The following is an 18,435-nucleotide window of genomic DNA, read 5'->3' on the forward strand; positions in this document are numbered from 1 at the left end:
TAGGAGCTCCACATGCCCGTCTACAACCCCCCCCTTCGCGACATGCAATTTGTCTTGCATGAATTGTTCAACGTCAGCGCCGAGCTCAAGGCATTGCCCAAGCACGCCGACACCGATGCCGACACCATCAATGCGGTGCTCGAAGAAGGCGGCAAGTTCGCCGCTGAGGTGATCTTCCCGCTCAACATCTCGGGTGACACCCAGGGCTGTCAGCTCAACCGCGACACACACGACGTGACCGCGCCCGATGGCTTCAAGGCGGCCTATGCGCAGTACGTTGCTGGTGGCTGGCCATCGCTCAGCTGCGATTCTCAGTTCGGCGGCCAAGGCTTGCCTTTTGTGGTGAACCAGTGTTTTTACGAAATGCTCAACTCGGCCAACCAGGCTTGGACCATGTACCCCGGTCTGTCGCACGGCGCATACGAAGCCTTGCATGCACACGGCACGGCTGAGCAAAAAGCGCTGTACCTGCCCAAGCTGACCAGTGGTGAGTGGACCGGCACCATGTGCCTGACCGAGCCGCATTGCGGCACCGACCTGGGTCTTTTGCGCAGCAAGGCCGAACCCCAGGCCGATGGCACGTACCGCATCACCGGTCAAAAGATTTTCATCAGCGCGGGTGAGCACGACCTGGCCGCCAACATCGTGCACTTGGTGTTGGCCCGTTTGCCCGATGCGCCCCCCGGCAGCAAAGGCATCAGCCTTTTCTTGGTGCCCAAGTTCAATGTGTCGGCCGACGGCGGCATCGGCGAGCGCAATGGCATTTACTGCGGCGGTCTCGAACACAAGATGGGCATCCACGGCAACGCCACATGCCAGATGGTGCTCGACGAGGCCGTGGGTACCCTGGTGGGCCAGCCCAACAAGGGCCTGGCCGCGATGTTCGTGATGATGAACGCCGCCCGTTTGGGCGTGGGCAACCAGTCGCTGGGTTTGACCGAAGTGGCCTATCAAAACGCGCTGGCCTATGCCAAAGACCGCGTGCAGATGCGCTCGCTCACCGGCGTCAAGGCACCCGGCAAACCGGCCGACCCGATCATCGTGCACCCCGAAGTGCGTCGCGCCTTGATGACGGCCAAGGCCTATGCCGAAGGTGGCCGTGCGCTGGCTTGCTTTTGCGCTTTGCTGCTGGACAAAGAGATCAACCACCCTGATGAAGCGGTGCGCGCCGAGGCGGCCGAGATGGTGGCTTTGCTCACGCCCATCGTCAAAGCCTTCACCACCGACAACGCCTGGCAATCCACCACCGAATGCCAACAGGTGTTTGGTGGCCACGGCTACATCAAAGAGTGGGGCATGGAGCAGTTCGTGCGCGATGCGCGCATCAACATGATCTATGAAGGCACCAACGCCATCCAGTCGCTCGATCTGTTGGGTCGCAAGGTGCTGGGCAACCAGGGCTCCACACTCAAGAAGTTCGGCAAACTGGTAGAGCAATTGGTCAAGGCCGAGATGGCCAACGAAGCCATGGGTGAGTTCATCAAGCCCCTGGCCGATCTGGGCGGCAAGCTGACCCAGCTGACCGGCGAAGTCGGCATGAAAGCCATGAGCAATGCCGACGAGGTGGGGGCAGCCGCTGTGGATTACCTGCGCGTGGTAGGGCACTTGGTGATGGGTTACTTCTGGGCCCGCTCAGCCCAGGTGGCGCTGGCCAAACTGGCCGAAGCCGAAGAGGCCGCACAGCGGCCCGATCCCTTCTACCAAGCCAAGCTTCAAACAGCACGCTTTTATTTCTCGCGCATGATGCCCGAGACTTCGACCTTGATGCGCCGCATCCGTGCGGGCAGCGAGGCATTGATGGACACCGAAGCCGCGTTGGCATGATTGAGCACTTCAGGAGTTGAACCATGAAAAACATTTTGCGCACGATGGCGCTGGCCAGCATCGGCTTTCTGGCTTTGGCCGCTCAGGCCAACAGCCCAGTGGGCCGTTGGCACACCATTGACGACAAAACCGGAGAGACCAAGAGCGTCGTCACCATCGAAGACGCGGGGGGCGTCTTGCGTGGCAAGGTCAGCCAGATCCTGCGCAAAGGCGCAGACCCTGCGGCCAAGTGCGACAAATGCGCGGACGACCGCAAGGACCAGACCATCCTCGGCATGGAGATCATCCGCGGTGTGAAGAAGTCGGCGGGCAACGAGTACTGGGAAGGCGGCGAGATCCTCGACCCGGAAGAGGGCAAGCTGTACCGCGTGCGACTGACGCCTGTCGAGGGTGGCGCGAAACTGCAAGTGCGCGGTTTTCTGGGCCCCTTCTGGCGCAACCAGTTGTGGGTCAAGGCACCCTGATCCTGTTTCCCTTCACATCCGCCGCCCATTGGGGCGGCCTTTTCATTTTTGAGACGAGGCCACCATGTCTGACATCCTGACCCACATCGACGCAGGGGTGATGACCATCACCTTCAACCGTCTGGACAAAAAGAACTCCATCACCTCCACCATGTATGCGGCCATGGCCGATGCTGTGGCGCAAGCCGCAGCCGACGCGTCTGTGCGCGTGGTGCTGTTCCAGGGCCATGAAAGCATCTTCAGTGCGGGCAACGACATTGGTGACTTTCTGAACCAGCCCCCCAGCACCCAAGAGTCGCCAGTGTTCCGCTTCTTGCGCGGTATCGCCACGTTTGAAAAACCGCTGCTGGCCGCTGTGGCTGGGCCTGCCGTGGGCATCGGCACCACCATGCTGTTCCATTGCGACCTGGTTTATGCCGGTGACAACGCGGCGTTTTCGATGCCTTTCGTGAACCTGGGTCTGTGCCCCGAAGCGGCGTCGAGCCTGCTGGCGCCGCGCATGTTCGGTTACCACCGCGCTGCCGAAGCCTTGTTGATGGGCGATCCCTTTTTTGCCGAGGCCGCGCAAGAAGTCGGCCTGGTCAACCGTGTGGTGCCACCGACCGAAGTGAACGGCTACGCTCAAGCACAGGCCCGCAAGTTGGCTGGTAAGCCTTTGTCCTCTTTGATCGAGACCAAGCGCTTGATGAAAGGCGGCTACCAGCAGGAAGTGCTGGCCAAGATGGACGAAGAGGGCCAAAGCTTTGGTCGCATGCTGCGCGAGCCCGCTGCCAAAGAGGCGTTTGGTGCCTTCATGGAAAAGCGCAAGCCTGATTTTTCCAAGTTGTGATGCCTGTACATCGCTGAAGGTTGATGCACACTTGTCGGGGCTGAAGCCACCGACCTGGCCATGCACACCGTCGGCACTTGCCCGCCCATCGATAGAATCATCCGATGTCCGACCGCACCCCCACTCCCGTCATCCTTGAGCCCGAATACATCGAGGGCTTTCGCCAGATTTACGAAGAGAAAATCGTTTTCAACCAAACGATCGGACTCAGACTGGTGAGTGTGACGCCCGAGGGTGTTGAAGCCCGCATCGACATGCGCCCCGAGCTGGTGGGGCACTTTGCCTACAACCGCATCCATGGCGGCGTCATCAGTGCGGCGCTGGACGCCATTGGCAGCGCCGCTGTCATGGCGGCCCTGGCGGCCAAGCACATGGACGAAGCCCCGGCCAAGCGCCTCGAGCGCTTTGCCAAGCTGGGCACGATCGATTTGCGCATCGACTACCTGCGACCGGGCATCGGCGAGTTTTTCACCATCCATGCCGAGGCGCTGCGCGTGGGCTCGCGCGTGGGCACGTCGCGCATGGAGTTCCGTGGACCCGACGGCACCTTGATGTCTGCTGGCGCTGCCGCTTACATCGTTTCCTGATCAGGCAACAATCGGCCTGGGCTTGCCGCTTTCGTCGATGGCCACATAGGTCAGCGAGGCTTCGGTCACTTTGATGAAATCGCCTTGCGAGCGAAAGCGCTCGGCAAACACTTCGACCTTCACGGTGACCGAGGTGCGGCCCACTTTCACGATCCTGGCAAAGAACGAGAGGATGTCGCCGACCCGCACGGGTTGTTTGAAGATGAACTCGTTCACCGCCACCGTGGCCATGCGCCCACGCACTTGCCTGGCTGGCAAGACCGAACCGGCCAAGTCCACCTGGGCCATGACCCAGCCGCCAAAAATGTCACCGTTGGCATTGCAGTCGGCGGGCATGGGGATGACCTTGAGCACCAATTCTTGGTCGGTGGGCAAATCAACACTGGGGCGGATGTTTTCGGACATGGGCACAATCGGGCGGTAGTTTTCACAGGATTGTCCCTCATGCGCCACCACGGCGAAGCCTCACCCCAACCGACCCCCGGCGCCCGCAGCGGCGACTGGCACACGCTGTCGCGTCTTTTTCCTTACCTCTGGCAATACAAATGGCGGGTGGGTTTCGCCTTGCTGTTCATGGTGGGGGCCAAACTGGCCAATGTCAGCGTGCCCCTCTTGCTCAAGCAGTTGATCGACACCATGAACCTGCAGCCGGGCGATGCCCGGGCGGTCTTGGTGGTGCCGGTGGGTTTGCTGCTGACCTATGGCGCTTTGCGTTTGTCCACATCGGCTTTCACCGAGCTGCGCGAGTTGGTGTTCGCCAAGGCCACGCAGGGCGCGGCCCGCGCCATTGCGCTGCAAACCTTTGAGCATCTGCACGCGCTCAGCTTGCGCTTTCATCTGGCGCGCCAGACGGGCGGCATGACGCGCGACATCGAGCGCGGCGTGCGCGGCATCGAGTCGCTGATTTCTTATTCGCTTTACTCCATCGTGCCCACATTGATCGAGGTGGGCTTGGTGCTGTCGATTCTGGCGGTCAAGTTCGATGCGATGTTCGCCTGGATCACCCTCGGGGCATTGGCGTTCTACATTTTCTTCACGGTGCGCATCACCGAGTGGCGCACGCAGTTTCGACGTCAGGCCAACGAGTTCGACTCAGCGGCGCACACCAAGGCGGTCGACTCGCTGCTCAACTACGAGACCGTCAAATACTTTGGCAACGAAGCATTTGAGGCGCAGCGCTACGACGAGAGCCTGGAGCGCCTGCGCCGCTCGCGCCTGAAGGCGCAAACCTCGCTCAGCCTGCTCAACACGGGCCAACAGCTCATCATCGCCACCGCGCTGGTGGGCATGCTCTGGCGCGCCACGCAAGGCGTGGTCGATGGCCGCATGACATTGGGTGACCTGGTCATGATCAACGCCTTCATGATCCAGCTGTACATCCCGCTCAACTTCTTGGGCGTGCTGTACCGTGAGATCAAACAAAGCCTGACCGATTTGGACAAAATGTTCACCTTGATGGACCGTGAACGCGAAGTGGCCGACGCACCAAACGCGAAGCCGCTGGCTTTGCAGGGTGCGCCCTCGGTGGTGTTTGACCATGTGTCGTTCGCCTACGAGGCCGACCGTCCGATCTTGAAAGGCATCAGCTTCGAGATCCCGGCCGGCAAGACGGTGGCGGTGGTTGGGCCCTCGGGCTCGGGCAAGTCCACGCTGGCGCGCTTGATGTTCCGTTTTTATGACGTGCAGCAAGGCACCATCCGCATGGCGGGCCAAGACATCCGCGCCGTGACCCAGGCCAGTGTGCGCCGCGCCTTGGGCATCGTGCCGCAGGATACGGTGCTCTTCAACGACTCGGTGGCCTACAACATCGCTTATGGCCGCCCAGGGGCAAGCCAAGCCGAGATCGAAGACGCCGCCCGCGCAGCGCGCATCCACGACTTCATCGCGTCGACCCCCAAGGGCTACCAGACGCCGGTGGGCGAGCGCGGCCTGAAATTGTCGGGCGGCGAGAAGCAGCGTGTGGCGATCGCCCGCACCTTGCTCAAAGACCCGCCGATCTTGGTGTTTGACGAAGCCACCTCGGCGCTGGACTCGGCCAATGAGCGCGCCATCCAGGCCGAGCTGTCCAGCGTGGCGCAGAACAAAACCACGCTGGTGATTGCGCACCGCCTGTCCACCGTGGTCGATGCCCACGAGATCTTGGTGATGGAGGCCGGGCGCATCATCGAGCGCGGCAACCACACCGCCTTGCTGGCCTTGCAAGGGCGTTACGCCAGCATGTGGGCGCTGCAGCAATCTGCCGATTAAGCAATCGGTAGGAGGTCGGTGGCTTCAGCCCTGACAAGAACCACTTGCCATGGCAGATGAGTGTCGGAGCTGAAGCTCCGAGCTACAAGGCGAGTCTCAGGGCCCCATAATTGCAGCATGGAAACGAAATGGCTGGAAGACTTTGTGAGCCTGGCTGAGACCCGCAGTTTCAGCCGCTCGGCGCAGTTGCGGCACGTGACGCAACCGGCGTTCTCGCGGCGCATCCAGTCGCTCGAAGCTTGGGCCGGCGTGGACCTGGTGGACCGCAGCTCTTACCCCACCAAGCTCACCCCGGCTGGCGACACTTTGTATGCGCAAGCGCTGGAGATGCTCCAGTCCTTGCAAAACACCCGCGCCATGCTGCGTGGTCACGATGCCGCTGGGCAGGATTTCATCGGGTTTGCCTTGCCCCACACCTTGGCCTTCACGTTTTTCCCGGCCTGGGTGGCCAGCCTGCGCGAGGGCTTTGGCCCGATCAAAAGCCGGGTGATTGCCCTGAACGTGCACGACGCGGCCATGCGCTTGATGGAAGGTGGTTGCGATTTGCTGATCGCTTACCACCACCCCTCTCAGCCGTTACAGATCGATGCCGAGCGCTACGAGATGGTGGTGCTTGGCCAAGAGGTGATTGCGCCTTATGTGAAGGTCGGCTCGGACGGCCAGCCGGTGTGGCATTTGCCCGGCACGGCCAACCGACCACTGCCGTATCTGGGGTATGCACCGGGCGCTTATTTGGGCGGGGTGACCGACTGGATCTTGAAGCAGGCTGGCACGCCCATTCACCTAGACCGCGTGTATGAAACCGACATGGCCGAAGGCCTGAAGGTCATGGCGCTCGAAGGCCATGGCATCGCATTTTTGCCACAAAGCGCGGTCAAGAAAGAGTTGCAAAGCGGTGTCTTGAGCGAGGCGCTGTTGCCCGGTGGCACATCGCTGTCTTTGACGATGGCGGTGAGGGCCTACCGCGAAAAGTTGGGGGTGCGGCAAAACCCCAAGCGCTCTGCGCAGGATCTGTGGTCTTACTTGAAGCAGGCGGCTGTGCAGGCTTGATGTTGTTTGAACATGGGGTAGTCCCTGATGCAAGCCTGACATGGGGCTGACTATAGTGTGCAGTTCGTTGGCAGGCACAATTTGTGCAGGTTGATCCGAAATTTAAACCCCGTGCGTGTCATGATGGTGCATGGTTTAACCCCTCGCTTTGGCGAATATCTGGAGAACGCAATGAAAAAACAATGGATCGCCGTGGCGGTGGCTGCACTGGCCTGCGTCGGCGCACAAGCCGAAGACACCTTGGGCAAAGTCAAGGCCTCTGGCACCATCACCATGGGCGTGCGCGACTCTTCGGGCGCGCTGTCCTACACCCTGGGCGACGGCAAGTACGCTGGTTTCCATTACGAAATCTGTCAACGCATCATTGGTAACGTTGAAAAAACCGTGGGCAAGAAACTGGACGTCAAGTTCCAGTCCGTGACTTCGCAAAACCGCATTCCTTTGGTGCAAAACGGCACCGTGGACATCGAGTGCGGCTCGACCACCAACAACGTGGCTCGTCAACGGGATGTGGCTTTCGTCAACACCACTTATGTGGAAGAAGTGCGCATCGCCGTGAAGGCCAATTCGGGCATCACCTCGATCGCCCAGCTCAAAGACAAGAACGTGGCCACCACCACAGGCACCACTTCTGTGCAATTGCTGCGCAAGCATGAGCGTGCCAACGGCATCGACTTCAAGGAAGTCTTTGGCAAGGACCACGCCGACAGCTTCTTGCTGCTCGACTCGGGCCGCGCCGATGCGTTCGTGATGGACGGCTCCATCTTGGCTGGCAACATCGCCAACGCCAAGAACCCCGCCGATTTCAAGATCGTGGGCGAAGTGTTGTCGGTGGAGCCCATCGCGATCATGATCCGCAAAGACGACCCCGCATTCAAGAAACTGGCCGATGACACCGTCCGTGATCTGGTCAAGAGCGGCGACATGGCCAAGTTGTGGGACAAGTGGTTCCTGCAAGCCATTCCGCCCAAGAACGTCAAGATCGGTCTGGCTTTGAGCGACAGCACCAAAGCGGCATGGGCCAACCCCAACGACAAGCCTGCTGAAGACTACGCCAAGAAGTAATCCTTCCAGGCGCTGAGAAAACCCCGCCGGGGATGACTTGGGCGGGGTTTCTTTTTGGGCAAATACTTTGTGCTTTGTGGGAGTTAAAACATGACATGGGATTGGCAGGTCTTTTTGACCGATGACGGCAGTGGCCGCACCTATCTGGAATGGATGCTGGAAGCTTGGCGCTGGACGCTGGCGGTGGCGGGCAGTTCTTGGCTGGTGGCGATGGTGGTGGGCGCCGTCGTGGGCACGCTGCGCACCTTGCCTGGGCGGCCTGTGGTGTCTGCCTTGGCCAACGCCTGGGTGGAGTTGTTTCGCAACATTCCACTCTTGGTGCAAATTTTCCTGTGGTACTTTGTGGTGCCCAAAATGTTCCCGGCTTTCCAGCAAGTGCCCGGCTTTTTGCTGGTGGTGTTTGGCCTCGGCTTTTTCACATCGGCGCGCATTGCCGAGCAGTTCCGTGCGGGCATTCAGGCCCTGCCCAAAGGCCAGCGCTATGCCGCCATGGCCATGGGTTTCACCACCGCGCAGTCTTACCGCTACGTGATCTTGCCCATGGCGTTTCGCATCATCTTGCCGCCGCTGACCAGCGAGTCGATGAACCTGCTGAAGAACTCGTCGGTGGCGTTTGCGGTCTCGATCGCTGAGCTGACCATGTTCGCCATGCAGGCGCAGGAAGAAACCTCACGCGGCATCGAGGTGTACCTGGCGGTGACGGCCCTGTATGCCGTGTCGGCCTTTGCGGTGAACCGTGTGTTCGCGCTGATCGAAAAGAAAATGCGCGTGCCCGGTTTCATTGTGTCTGGCGGAACGGGAGGGCATTGAGATGTTGGGACTTGATTTTTCTTACTTCGACCTGGAAGTCCTGCGCAAGTTCGTCTTGGGCGGTCTGCTGTTCAGTGTGCAACTGACCATCACCGCCACGATTGGCGGCGTGATCTTTGGTACTTTGCTGGCCTTGATGCGCCTGTCAGGCTCCAAGCTGTTGACGATACCGGCTACTTTCTATGTCAACGGCATGCGTTCGGTGCCCCTGGTCATGGTGATCCTGTGGTTCTATCTGCTGATGCCTTTTGTCATCGGACGCCCCATCGGCGCCGAGTGGTCGGCCATCATCACCTTCGTGGCGTTTGAAGCGGCGTACTTCAGCGAGATCATGCGCGCGGGCATCCAGTCGATCCCGCGCGGGCAGGTGTTTGCCGGTCAAGCCCTGGGCATGACCTATGGCCAGAACATGCGCCTCGTGATCTTGCCGCAGGCCTTTCGCAACATGCTGCCGGTGCTGCTGACGCAGACCATCATCTTGTTTCAGGACACCTCGCTGGTCTATGCGATTGGCGCCTATGACCTGCTCAAGGGCTTCACCAACGCTGGCAAGATTTATGGCCGTTCCGAAGAGGCCTACATCCTGGCTGCCGTCGTTTATTTTGTGATTTGTTTTGCACTGTCCTGGAGCGTCAAACGCTTGCAGGCCAAGATTGCCATCGTGCGCTGAGGCGCGTGCTGAATTGGGGAAATGAAAATGATTGAAATCAAAAATGTGTCCAAGTGGTACGGCCCGGTGCAGGTGCTCAACGACTGTTCGGTGAGCATCAACAAAGGCGATGTGGTGGTGGTCTGCGGCCCCTCGGGCTCGGGCAAGTCCACCCTGATCAAAACTGTGAACGCGTTGGAGCCTTTCCAGAAAGGCGAGATCACGGTCGATGGCGTGCCCTTGCACGACCCGAGCACCGACCTGCCCAAACTGCGCTCGCGCGTGGGCATGGTGTTCCAGAGCTTCGAGTTGTTCCCGCACCTGTCGGTCACCGAAAACCTGACGATTGCCCAGGTCAAAGTGCTGGGCCGCAACCTGGACGATGCCAAGGCGCGGGGCCTGAAGATGCTGGACCGCGTGGGCCTGTTGGCGCACAAGGACAAGTTCCCTGGCCAGCTCTCGGGCGGTCAGCAGCAGCGCGTGGCGATTGCCCGCGCCTTGTCGATGGACCCAATGGTGATGCTGTTTGACGAGCCAACTTCGGCGCTTGACCCTGAGATGGTCGGCGAAGTGCTGGACGTGATGGTGCAGCTGGCCCACGAAGGCATGACCATGATGGTGGTCACCCACGAGATGGGCTTTGCCCGCAAAGTGGCCAACCGCGTGATCTTCATCGATGTGGGCGGGCGGATTCTGGAAGACTGCTCCAAGGACGAGTTCTTCAACCATCCTGAGAACCGCCAGCCACGGACCAAGGATTTCTTGAACAAGATCTTGCAGCATTGATTTAATTGGGGGTTGGATCCCGATTGATTTGTTTTTTTTGAAGTGCGTTGGCCGGGATTGCGCCCGGCGGCGCACTCACTTTCTTTGCTTCGCCAAAGAAAGTAAGCAAAGAAAGGCGAGCCGAATTCGCCGTCCCTCCGCTGGCGCTCCGGGCACGCTGCGTTGCTCGGTCTGAACGGGGTGCGCCGCAAACTCGCTTCGCTCAAACACGCGTCGCCCCTGATCCGTTCAGCCCTGCGCTACTCGCCGACTCATCACGGCGTGAAGCTACTGCAGGGCATTGCTTCGCTCACCCCGTCCATTCACCCCCTTCAGTTTCTTGGGCGTTTTCAGCGAGTTTGACAGGGCACCTTCTGTCGGTTCACCACGAGCGGATGCACCAGAGGTGGGGTGAGGGGTTGGGGCGATTTGGCGAGCGAAGCGAGTTATGAGCCCCGGCCCGTGACCCCACCTCTGGCACCAAAGACTGAAAACTCGAACCCACAGGTTTGAGACAATACGCCCCATGACCCAAGAAATCACCATCACCCGCCCTGACGACTGGCACTTGCATGTGCGTGACGGGGCCGCCCTGTCCACCGTGGTGCCGCACACCGCTGCGCAGTTTGGCCGCGCGATCATCATGCCCAACCTCAAGCCGCCCGTGACCACGGCCGAGCAGGCGCTGGCCTACAAGGCGCGCATCCAGGCAGCCGTGCCCCAAGGCATGAGCTTTGAGCCCTTGATGACCCTGTACCTGACGGACAACCTGGCCCCGGCAGAAATCGCCCGCGCCAAGGCCGCTGGCGTGGTGGCTTGCAAACTCTATCCGGCTGGTGCCACCACCAACAGCGATGCGGGTGTGACGGACCTGCGCAAGGTCTACCCCGTGCTCGAAGCCATGCAGCGCGAAGGCGTGCTGCTGCTGGTGCACGGCGAAGTCACCTCGCAAGACATCGACCTGTTCGACCGCGAAGCGGTGTTCATCGAGCAGCAACTGATCCCGCTGCGCCGCGACTTTCCAGGTCTGAAAATCGTGATGGAGCACATCACCACCCTGGAAGCTGCGCAGTACGTGGCAGGCGGCGATGCCCACTTGGGCGCGACCATCACGGCGCACCACCTGCTGTACAACCGCAACGCCATCTTCACCGGCGGCATCCGTCCCCATTACTACTGCTTGCCCGTGCTCAAGCGCGAGACCCATCGCCAGGCGCTGGTCAAGGCGGCCACCAGCGGCAATGCCCGGTTCTTCCTGGGCACCGACAGCGCGCCGCATCCGGCGCACCTCAAGGAGCACGCGACCGGCTGCGCGGGCTGCTACACCGCGCACGCCGCAATGGAGATGTATGCCGAAGCCTTTGACCAGGCTGGCGCATTGAACCAACTCGAAGCCTTCGCCAGCTTCCATGGCGCCGACTTTTATGGCTTGCCTCGCAACAGCGGCACCATCACACTGCGCCGCGAAAGCTGGACGCCTGCTGAAAGTTTTGCCTTTGGCGAAGCCGAACTCAAACCCCTGCGCTCGGGCGAGAGCTTGCCGTGGCGACTGGTGAGCGCCTGAGCCCGAACCGCCCCGGCCACCGGTGCCATGCGTCCTCGACCTTGGGGGTGGCCGACATCGATTGGTCGGCGCCTTGGCTGGCCGATTGGCGGGCGGTGGGCGAGCCCATCGCGCAGTGCGTGGCGGCTGGTGTTTCGCAACACCAGGCCCTGACCGAGGCCAGCCTGGCCCCTGTGGGCTTTGTGCCGCAAGCCGATCTGCCTGAGGGGCAAGCCTATGAAGACTTCATCTATGCCAAGGGCCAAGTGCCCACGCGCGAAGGTTTGCACGATTTCTTCAATGCTTTGTGCTGGATGCATTTCCCGCTCGCCAAAAAAAGGCTGAACCAGCTGCAAGCCGCAGAAATTGCGCGTGCCGGGGTCGGTCAGGTGCGTGGCCCGGTGCGCGATGCAGCCACGGTGTTTGATGAGAACGCCTTGCTGATGCAGGCGCCCGATGCCGTGTGGGAGGCCCTGACGGCGCACCGCTGGCAAGAGGCGCTGGTGGATCGGCGTGCGCAATGGGCGCATGTGCGTTTGTGGACCTTTGGCCACGCGGCGCTTGAAAAACTCGTGCAGCCCTACAAATCGATCACCGTCCATTTGTGGCGTGTGCCGCCTGCTGTGGACGACGCAGGATTGGACGCCTGGCTGGCACAGGACCTGAGCACCGACAAGCTGGCCACCAAACCGTTCAGCCCCTTGCCTGTCTTGGGCGTGCCCGGCTGGTGGGCACCCAATGGGGCGCCTGATTATTACGATGACCTTGAGGTTTTTCGACCCCGCCGTGCGCGTGCTCGCGCTGAAAAACCGTACGTCATTCAGGAAATCGGTCCGTCCGATTGATTTTGGGCTTTGAGCCCCTACCATTCGCAACATCGCTCTGCTGAAAGGGCGTCAAAGGGTTCTGGAATGAAACGTATTTTTCTGTTTGTCTTGACCAACATCGCCGTGGTGGCCGTATTGGGCCTCGTGGCCAGCTTGCTGGGTGTGAACCGCTACCTGACCGCCAACGGTTTGAACTTGGGCGCATTGCTGGGTTATGCCCTGGTGATGGGTTTTGGCGGCGCCATCATTTCCTTGCTGATCAGCAAGCCCATGGCCAAATGGACCTCGGGCGTGCGCGTGATCGAGCAGCCTCAAAATGCCGACGAAGCCTGGATTGTGGACACGGTGCGCAAGTTCGCCGACAAGGCTGGGATCGGCATGCCCGAAGTCGGTATCTTTGAAGGAGACCCCAATGCGTTTGCCACTGGCGCTTTCCGGGATTCGGCGCTGGTGGCGGTGTCCACTGGCCTGTTGCAAAACATGACCCACGAGGAAATCGAAGCCGTGATTGGTCATGAAGTGGCCCACGTGGCCAACGGCGACATGGTGACCATGACCTTGATTCAAGGTGTGATGAACACCTTTGTTGTCTTCCTGTCCCGCGTGATCGGTTATGCCGTGGACAGCTTTTTGCGCAAGGGCGATGAGGAACGCAGCGGCCCGGGCATTGGCTACATGGTGACCACCTTGGTGCTCGACATCGTGCTGGGTTTTGCCGCCGCCATGGTGGTGGCCTGGTTCAGCCGTCAGCGCGAGTTTCGTGCCGATGCCGGTGCCGCGCAGTTGATGGGCCGCAAGCAACCCATGATCAACGCCTTGGCCCGCTTGGGTGGCGTGCACACGGCCGAGCTGCCCAAGAGTGTGGCCGCCATGGGCATTGCCGGGGGCATTGGCCAGTTGTTCAGCACCCACCCGCCGATTGAAGAGCGCATTGCCGCTTTGCAGACGTTGGCCTGATGATTTGATCGAAAATAAAAAACCCGCCTAGGCGGGTTTTTTATTGGCATTGGTGAATGCTCAGCCGCGAGACGGCATCAAGCTGCCCGCCAAGGCGAACACCGAGTTGGGCGCGGTGATCTTCAGGGTGCTTTTGGGCTTGGCGAACACGCCACGCTTGACCGCCGGTTGGGGCGCAGGCTCCACAGAGACGCCTTTGGCACGTTGCTCGGCCACCAGCTGGCGCAGGCTGATCGACTTGAGGTGGCTCAGCATTTTCTCGTTCAGGCTGGCCCACAGCTCGCTGCTCATCCAGCCGCCTTCGGCGGCCAGTTCTTCTTCAGAAGGGGCATCCACCGCGCCGACGATGTCGGCCATGGTGATTTTCTCGGCGCTTCGGGCCAGCGAATAACCGCCGCCGGGGCCGCGGGTGCTCTCGACCAGGCCTTGCTGGCGCAGCTTGCTGAACAATTGCTCCAGGTAGGACAGCGAAATTTGGTGGCGCACGCTGATGGCGGCCAATGACACGGGGCCGCGGTCTTCACGCAGGGCCACGTCGATCATGGCGGTCACTGCAAATCGGCTTTTGGTGCTCAAACGCATGGTGTGCTCCTTTTCTGCGTTCTGGAAGACCTTGTGGGGACTTCGCAAAATTTCTGGTGATGCTGTTGTTGTCAGTCGCCAGACAGTCATTTTCTCAGACTGCAATCACATATTGGGATTGCCCGTGCTAATTCAAGGGTAAATCCTGTGTGATTTTGTCGGAAATCAAACACACACCTCAGAAGCGCTCAAAACCTTCGAGTTGGCGCCATTGCCCCGGCTCCAGCGGGGCCAGGCTGATGCGGCCCACGCGTTGGCGGCGCAGGTCTTGCAAAGGGCATTGCGGGTCCAGCCAGCGGCCCAGGTCCAGGCCGTCGATGTCCTTGCCGGCGATGCGCAGCACCGTCACGGTGTCGGTCTGGCGGTTGATGCTGGCGCGCAGGCCCGGGCCGTTCAGGGCCTTGATCAGGCCTTCGGGCACTTGGCCGCCCACGGTGGCCATCCACTCTTGCTCCATCGGGCTGCGGCGGTCTTCCAGGTGGCGCAGCACGCCCACATCGTCTGAAAAAATGCACAGGCCGCTGGCCGGTTTGGGCAGGGGCAAGGGCATTTGCATTTTGGCCAGGCGTTCAGGCCCCCACAGCCCAGGCTGCGGGGCTTTGAGGCCGGCGGTGTCTTGCAGCCAGGCCAGGTTGGCGACCCGGTCGGCAGGCTTGAACAGCACCAGGGTCATGGGCGCCAGCGCAGCCATGGAGACCATGCGGTTCACATTCACGGCTTGCTCGGGCCGCACGCGCCGGGCCGGGTCGGTGACCACTTTGCCCGCCACCTGCACGCCACCGGCCACGATCAGGGCTTCGGCTTCGCTGCGCGAGCAGTTTTGCTCGGCGGCCACGCGTTTGGCCAGGCGGATGCCTTCTTCAGAGGGGCTCATCAATGCTTTCAAAAAATCTCAAGAAACTCAGGACAGGGCTTGCTCGCGGATGTGGTCCACATGCGCTTGCAAAGAGCGTGCGGCCACGGGCCACAGGCGGGGCGGCACGTCGTCGTAGGCTTTTTCCACCCACTCTTGCAGGCTGCCTTGGGGCAGGGCTTGCATGGCGGCGGCGATTTTGGCCTCGCGCCTCATGCGGTGCGCCTTCAGCTGCGTGATGGCTTGGTGGGCAAAGCCCAGCACATGGCCGTGCGCGGGCAGAATGAATTCGATGTTCCCGGCCTCACAGGCAGCCGCCAGTTTGTCCAGCGAGTCGAGGTAGTCGCCCATGTGGCCGTCGGGTGGGTCGATCACGGTGGTGCTGCCGTTGAGCACATGGTCGCCCGAAAACAGCAGGCCGTCTTCTTCCAGCACCAGGCACAGGTGGTTGGCCGCATGGCCGGGCGTGTGCACCACGCGCAGGGTGTGGGTGATCTCGCCATCGACGCCAATGCCTTGCAAGACCAGTTTTTCGCCATCGGCCAGCTCGCGGTCGGGCGTGAAGCGGCTGTTGGCGCGGGCGGTGGGACGCGATGCCAGGCCCAGGATGGGCGGCTTGTGCGTGCACAGTGCCTGCAAGGGAGCCGCACCGGGGGAATGGTCAAAGTGTGAATGGGTGCAGACGATGGCTTTGATCTGGCCACCTGCGGCGCGCCACAGGCGCTGCAGGTGGTCGTTGTCGGCCGGACCCGGGTCGATGGCGATGTAGCCGGTGTTGGGGTCGCCCACCAAATAACTGTTGGTGCCGGGGCCGGTCATCACGCCAGGGTTGGGGGCGGTCAGGCGTTGCACGTTTTGCAGCAGGGGCACGGGCAAATCGGTTTGCCAGTCCAGGTGGTGGTGGATTTGCCCATCGGGGGTGACCAGAGCCAGCTCGCCAAACGGTGCCTCGTGCTCCATGTAGCGCACTTCGTGGCCGCCCACAAAACCGGCGCGGGGGCAGCTGGTCCACAGCGGCTCGTCGTTCACGGCGCAAGCTTGCAGCACGTCTTCGACCTGAGCGAAGGCTTTCAGGCGCTCGAGCGTGCGGATGGTCGGGAAGATGATGAAAAATTGACCCGCTTCGTGGCGTGTCAACGCGTCCGCCGGGCGCACCCAGACGGGCTCGAACTGCTCGGACTCGTCGGCCACCGGGGTCTGGCCTTCGGGCATGCGGGCCACCAGAAAAGGCACGTCAAAGCGGCGCGGCAGGTCACGGTCGGTGATCCAGTGGGCCAGCACGAACACTTGGTCGGCGGCCAGTGTCAGGCCATGGGCTTGGCACTGCGCAGCAAAAGGGGCTTTGCGGTCGATTTGCGCGATGTCCGCGTTGTCGGCCCAGCGGCCATCGGCATGGCGGGCGAAGAGGATGCCCAGCTCCTCAAAGCTTTCGCGGATGGCGGCAATGGCTTGCGTCAAGTGCAAGTCGCTTTGTTTGTCGCGGCGCGTGGCCATGCTGTGGGCTTGTGCGTCGGCTGCATCGATGCCGCCGCCCGGGAACACATAGGCGCCGGGCGCGAAGCTGGCCGTCATGGAGCGGCGGGTCATCAGGACCTCGATGCCTTGCGGGCCGTCGCGCAAGAGCAGCACGGTGGCGGCAGGGCGCAGGGGCGCGGGTTCACGTTGGGGGTGCAGGAGTTGGGATGTGCGTGCCATGCCCCATTATCAGGTGTGCATCGTTTTTGGGCTGTCGTTCCCGTGTTGACCAAGGGCGATAATTGCCGCCATGCACATCCGCTTTACCAAGATGCAAGGGGCCGGCAACGATTTTGTCGTGCTCGACGAAACCCGTGGCCGCTTGGGCCTGACCACGGCCCAATACCGCTTTTTGGCCGACCGCCACTTTGGCGTGGGGGCCGATCAGATCCTGACCGTGCGGCCTTCGCCCGCGCCAGGCCTGGACTTTGAGTACGTGATCCACAACGCCGACGGCGGCGAGGTGGAGCACTGCGGCAACGGTGCCCGCTGCTTTGTGCGCTATGTGCGCGACAAGGGCCTGACCGACAAGACCGCCGTGCGCGTGAAGGTGCAGCAAGGCGAGATTGAATTGCGCATGAACCCCGACGGTCGCGTGACGGTGAACATGGGCGCGCCCGTGTTCGACTGGGAGCGTGTGCCCTTCAACCCCATCGGCCTCATCAGCGACCAGGTCAATGGCTGGCCGGTGTTTGATTTGGCGCTGGGCGAACTGGGCGTTGCACCTTCCATGGCGAGGGTGGGTGTGGTGTCCATGGGCAACCCGCATGCAGTGCAGCGGGTGGACGATGTGGACACCTTCCCAGTCTTGGCCCAAGGCTCCTTGATTGAAAACCACCCGGCTTTCCCCAAGCGGGTGAATGCGGGCTTCATGCAGATCGTCTCGCGCAGCCAGATCAAGCTGCGTGTGTTCGAGCGCGGCTCGGGCGAGACGCTGGCCTGCGGCACCGGCGCTTGTGCGGCGGTGGTGGCGGGCATTCGCCAGGGCTGGCTGGACAGCCGTGTCGATGTGCAGACCCACGGCGGCGTGCTCACCATCGAATGGGCCGGCCAGGCCGACAGCCCGGTGCTGATGACCGGCCCCGCGACCTCGGTGTTCGACGGCGAGATCGATGTGCCCGACACCCTTTCCTGAATTTCTGGAGACAAGAACATGACCACGCCTGAACCCATGAGCCCGATCACCGAAGACGACATCGCCGATTACTTGGTGAACACACCGGACTTTTTTGAGCGCCATGCCTCTTTGCTGGCCACGGTGCAGCTGACGCACCCCCAAAGCCACCGCGCCGTGGGCTTGCAAGAGCGCCAGGCTCAAATGCTGCGCGACAAGATCAAGGGGCTGGAGCACCGCATCATGGACATGATCCGGCACGGCAACGAGAACATGATCCTGACGGACAAGCTGCACCGCTGGTCTTGCGATCTGCTGGTCGCGCAGCCCGAGCATTTGACCGAATCGGCACTGGAGAACATTCGTGAACTCTTCCAGGTGCCCCAAGTCGCTTTGCGTTTGTGGTCTTTGGACGAGGCCCACAGCCAAGCGGGCTACGCACAAGGCGTGACGGATGCGGTCAAAGACCTGGCCACCTCGCTGGACACGCCCTATGTGGGGCCGAACACCGGCTACGAAGCGGTGCAGTGGTTGCCCGAACCGACCCAGGCCGCGTCGCTGGCCTTGCTGGCTTTGCGCGCAGCACCCGGTCAGGCACCGTTTGGTTTGCTGGTGTTGGCCTCGCCTGATGCCCAGCGATTCAACAGCCAAATGGGCACCGATTTGCTCGAACGCCTGGCCGAACTGGCCGGGGCTGCTTTGTCGGTTCTGCGCGCCTGACGCCAAAGCGCTCGCATGGCAAAGCCCACCGCTG

The 18,435-nt window shown here is 61.5% G+C and carries 19 protein-coding genes; 15 read left to right on the plus strand and 4 right to left on the minus strand.

Going from position 1 to position 18,435, the window contains the following annotated elements:
- The first annotated feature begins 12 nt into the window (after positions 1-12).
- The 4 genes from B9Z52_RS13500 to B9Z52_RS13515 all read left to right on the plus strand — a co-directional run bounded on the left by B9Z52_RS13500 (position 13) and on the right by B9Z52_RS13515 (position 3,704).
- Positions 13-1,824 carry an acyl-CoA dehydrogenase C-terminal domain-containing protein gene (locus B9Z52_RS13500; RefSeq protein ID WP_108414375.1) on the plus strand — a complete coding sequence of 604 codons (1,812 nt, stop codon included), beginning with the start codon at positions 13-15 and terminating at the stop codon, positions 1,822-1,824.
- 23 nt (positions 1,825-1,847) lie between these two features.
- Positions 1,848-2,288 (plus strand): DUF2147 domain-containing protein, encoded by a 441-nt coding sequence (locus B9Z52_RS13505; RefSeq protein ID WP_108414376.1) that lies wholly within the window; start codon positions 1,848-1,850, stop codon positions 2,286-2,288.
- A gap of 64 nt (positions 2,289-2,352) precedes the next feature.
- Complete coding sequence (locus B9Z52_RS13510; protein ID WP_108414377.1) at positions 2,353-3,117, plus strand: enoyl-CoA hydratase; 765 nt, start codon at positions 2,353-2,355, stop codon at positions 3,115-3,117.
- A gap of 104 nt (positions 3,118-3,221) precedes the next feature.
- On the plus strand, positions 3,222-3,704 hold the full coding sequence (locus B9Z52_RS13515) for a thioesterase family protein (protein ID WP_108414378.1): 483 nt from the start codon (positions 3,222-3,224) through the stop codon (positions 3,702-3,704).
- On the opposite strand, the gene B9Z52_RS13520 is transcribed toward B9Z52_RS13515, so the two are convergent.
- A complete protein-coding gene (locus B9Z52_RS13520; protein ID WP_108414379.1) occupies positions 3,705-4,109 on the minus strand; it encodes an acyl-CoA thioesterase in 405 nt (134 codons plus the stop codon).
- A gap of 39 nt (positions 4,110-4,148) precedes the next feature.
- On the opposite strand from B9Z52_RS13520, the gene B9Z52_RS13525 reads away from it, so the two are divergent.
- The 9 genes from B9Z52_RS13525 to htpX all read left to right on the plus strand — a co-directional run bounded on the left by B9Z52_RS13525 (position 4,149) and on the right by htpX (position 13,617).
- Entirely contained in the window at positions 4,149-5,951 is a 1,803-nt protein-coding gene (locus tag B9Z52_RS13525) for an ABC transporter ATP-binding protein/permease (RefSeq protein ID WP_108414380.1), read from the plus strand.
- Between the two features lie 117 nt (positions 5,952-6,068).
- Positions 6,069-7,001, plus strand: coding sequence for a LysR family transcriptional regulator (locus B9Z52_RS13530; RefSeq protein WP_108414381.1), 933 nt, complete (start codon positions 6,069-6,071; stop codon positions 6,999-7,001).
- A 171-nt stretch (positions 7,002-7,172) separates the two neighbouring features.
- Positions 7,173-8,066 (plus strand): transporter substrate-binding domain-containing protein, encoded by an 894-nt coding sequence (locus B9Z52_RS13535; protein ID WP_108414443.1) that lies wholly within the window; start codon positions 7,173-7,175, stop codon positions 8,064-8,066.
- A 90-nt stretch (positions 8,067-8,156) separates the two neighbouring features.
- On the plus strand, positions 8,157-8,876 hold the full coding sequence (locus B9Z52_RS13540; protein ID WP_108414382.1) for an amino acid ABC transporter permease: 720 nt from the start codon (positions 8,157-8,159) through the stop codon (positions 8,874-8,876).
- Between the two features lies 1 nt (position 8,877).
- Complete coding sequence (locus B9Z52_RS13545) at positions 8,878-9,546, plus strand: amino acid ABC transporter permease (RefSeq protein WP_108414383.1); 669 nt, start codon at positions 8,878-8,880, stop codon at positions 9,544-9,546.
- Between the two features lie 27 nt (positions 9,547-9,573).
- Entirely contained in the window at positions 9,574-10,311 is a 738-nt protein-coding gene (locus tag B9Z52_RS13550; RefSeq protein ID WP_108414444.1) for an amino acid ABC transporter ATP-binding protein, read from the plus strand.
- Between the two features lie 505 nt (positions 10,312-10,816).
- Positions 10,817-11,854, plus strand: coding sequence for a dihydroorotase (pyrC, locus tag B9Z52_RS13555; protein WP_108414384.1), 1,038 nt, complete (start codon positions 10,817-10,819; stop codon positions 11,852-11,854).
- A gap of 41 nt (positions 11,855-11,895) precedes the next feature.
- Positions 11,896-12,678 carry a DUF3025 domain-containing protein gene (locus B9Z52_RS13560; protein WP_108414385.1) on the plus strand — a complete coding sequence of 261 codons (783 nt, stop codon included), beginning with the start codon at positions 11,896-11,898 and terminating at the stop codon, positions 12,676-12,678.
- Positions 12,679-12,744: 66 nt separating this feature from the next.
- On the plus strand, positions 12,745-13,617 hold the full coding sequence (gene htpX, locus B9Z52_RS13565; RefSeq protein ID WP_108414386.1) for a protease HtpX: 873 nt from the start codon (positions 12,745-12,747) through the stop codon (positions 13,615-13,617).
- A gap of 60 nt (positions 13,618-13,677) precedes the next feature.
- Here htpX and B9Z52_RS13570 read toward each other — a convergent pair whose 3' ends face one another.
- From B9Z52_RS13570 to B9Z52_RS13580, 3 genes are all read right to left on the minus strand, one after another.
- Positions 13,678-14,199 carry an Rrf2 family transcriptional regulator gene (locus B9Z52_RS13570; RefSeq protein WP_108414387.1) on the minus strand — a complete coding sequence of 174 codons (522 nt, stop codon included), beginning with the start codon at positions 14,197-14,199 and terminating at the stop codon, positions 13,678-13,680.
- Between the two features lie 178 nt (positions 14,200-14,377).
- Positions 14,378-15,073: an RNA pseudouridine synthase gene (locus tag B9Z52_RS13575; protein WP_108414388.1), complete on the minus strand. Its 696-nt coding sequence runs from the start codon at positions 15,071-15,073 to the stop codon at positions 14,378-14,380.
- A gap of 27 nt (positions 15,074-15,100) precedes the next feature.
- Positions 15,101-16,747, minus strand: a complete 1,647-nt coding sequence (locus B9Z52_RS13580; protein WP_108414389.1) for an MBL fold metallo-hydrolase — start codon at positions 16,745-16,747, stop codon at positions 15,101-15,103.
- Positions 16,748-16,817: 70 nt separating this feature from the next.
- Here B9Z52_RS13580 and dapF point away from each other — a divergent pair, with 70 nt between their 5' ends.
- Both dapF and B9Z52_RS13590 read left to right on the plus strand, forming a co-directional pair.
- Complete coding sequence (dapF, locus tag B9Z52_RS13585) at positions 16,818-17,702, plus strand: diaminopimelate epimerase (RefSeq protein WP_108414390.1); 885 nt, start codon at positions 16,818-16,820, stop codon at positions 17,700-17,702.
- Positions 17,703-17,720: 18 nt separating this feature from the next.
- Positions 17,721-18,401, plus strand: a complete 681-nt coding sequence (locus B9Z52_RS13590; protein ID WP_108414391.1) for a DUF484 family protein — start codon at positions 17,721-17,723, stop codon at positions 18,399-18,401.
- Positions 18,402-18,435 lie beyond the last annotated feature (34 nt).

The organism is Limnohabitans sp. Jir72 (assembly GCF_003063575.1).
Lineage (GTDB): Bacteria > Pseudomonadota > Gammaproteobacteria > Burkholderiales > Burkholderiaceae_C > Limnohabitans_A.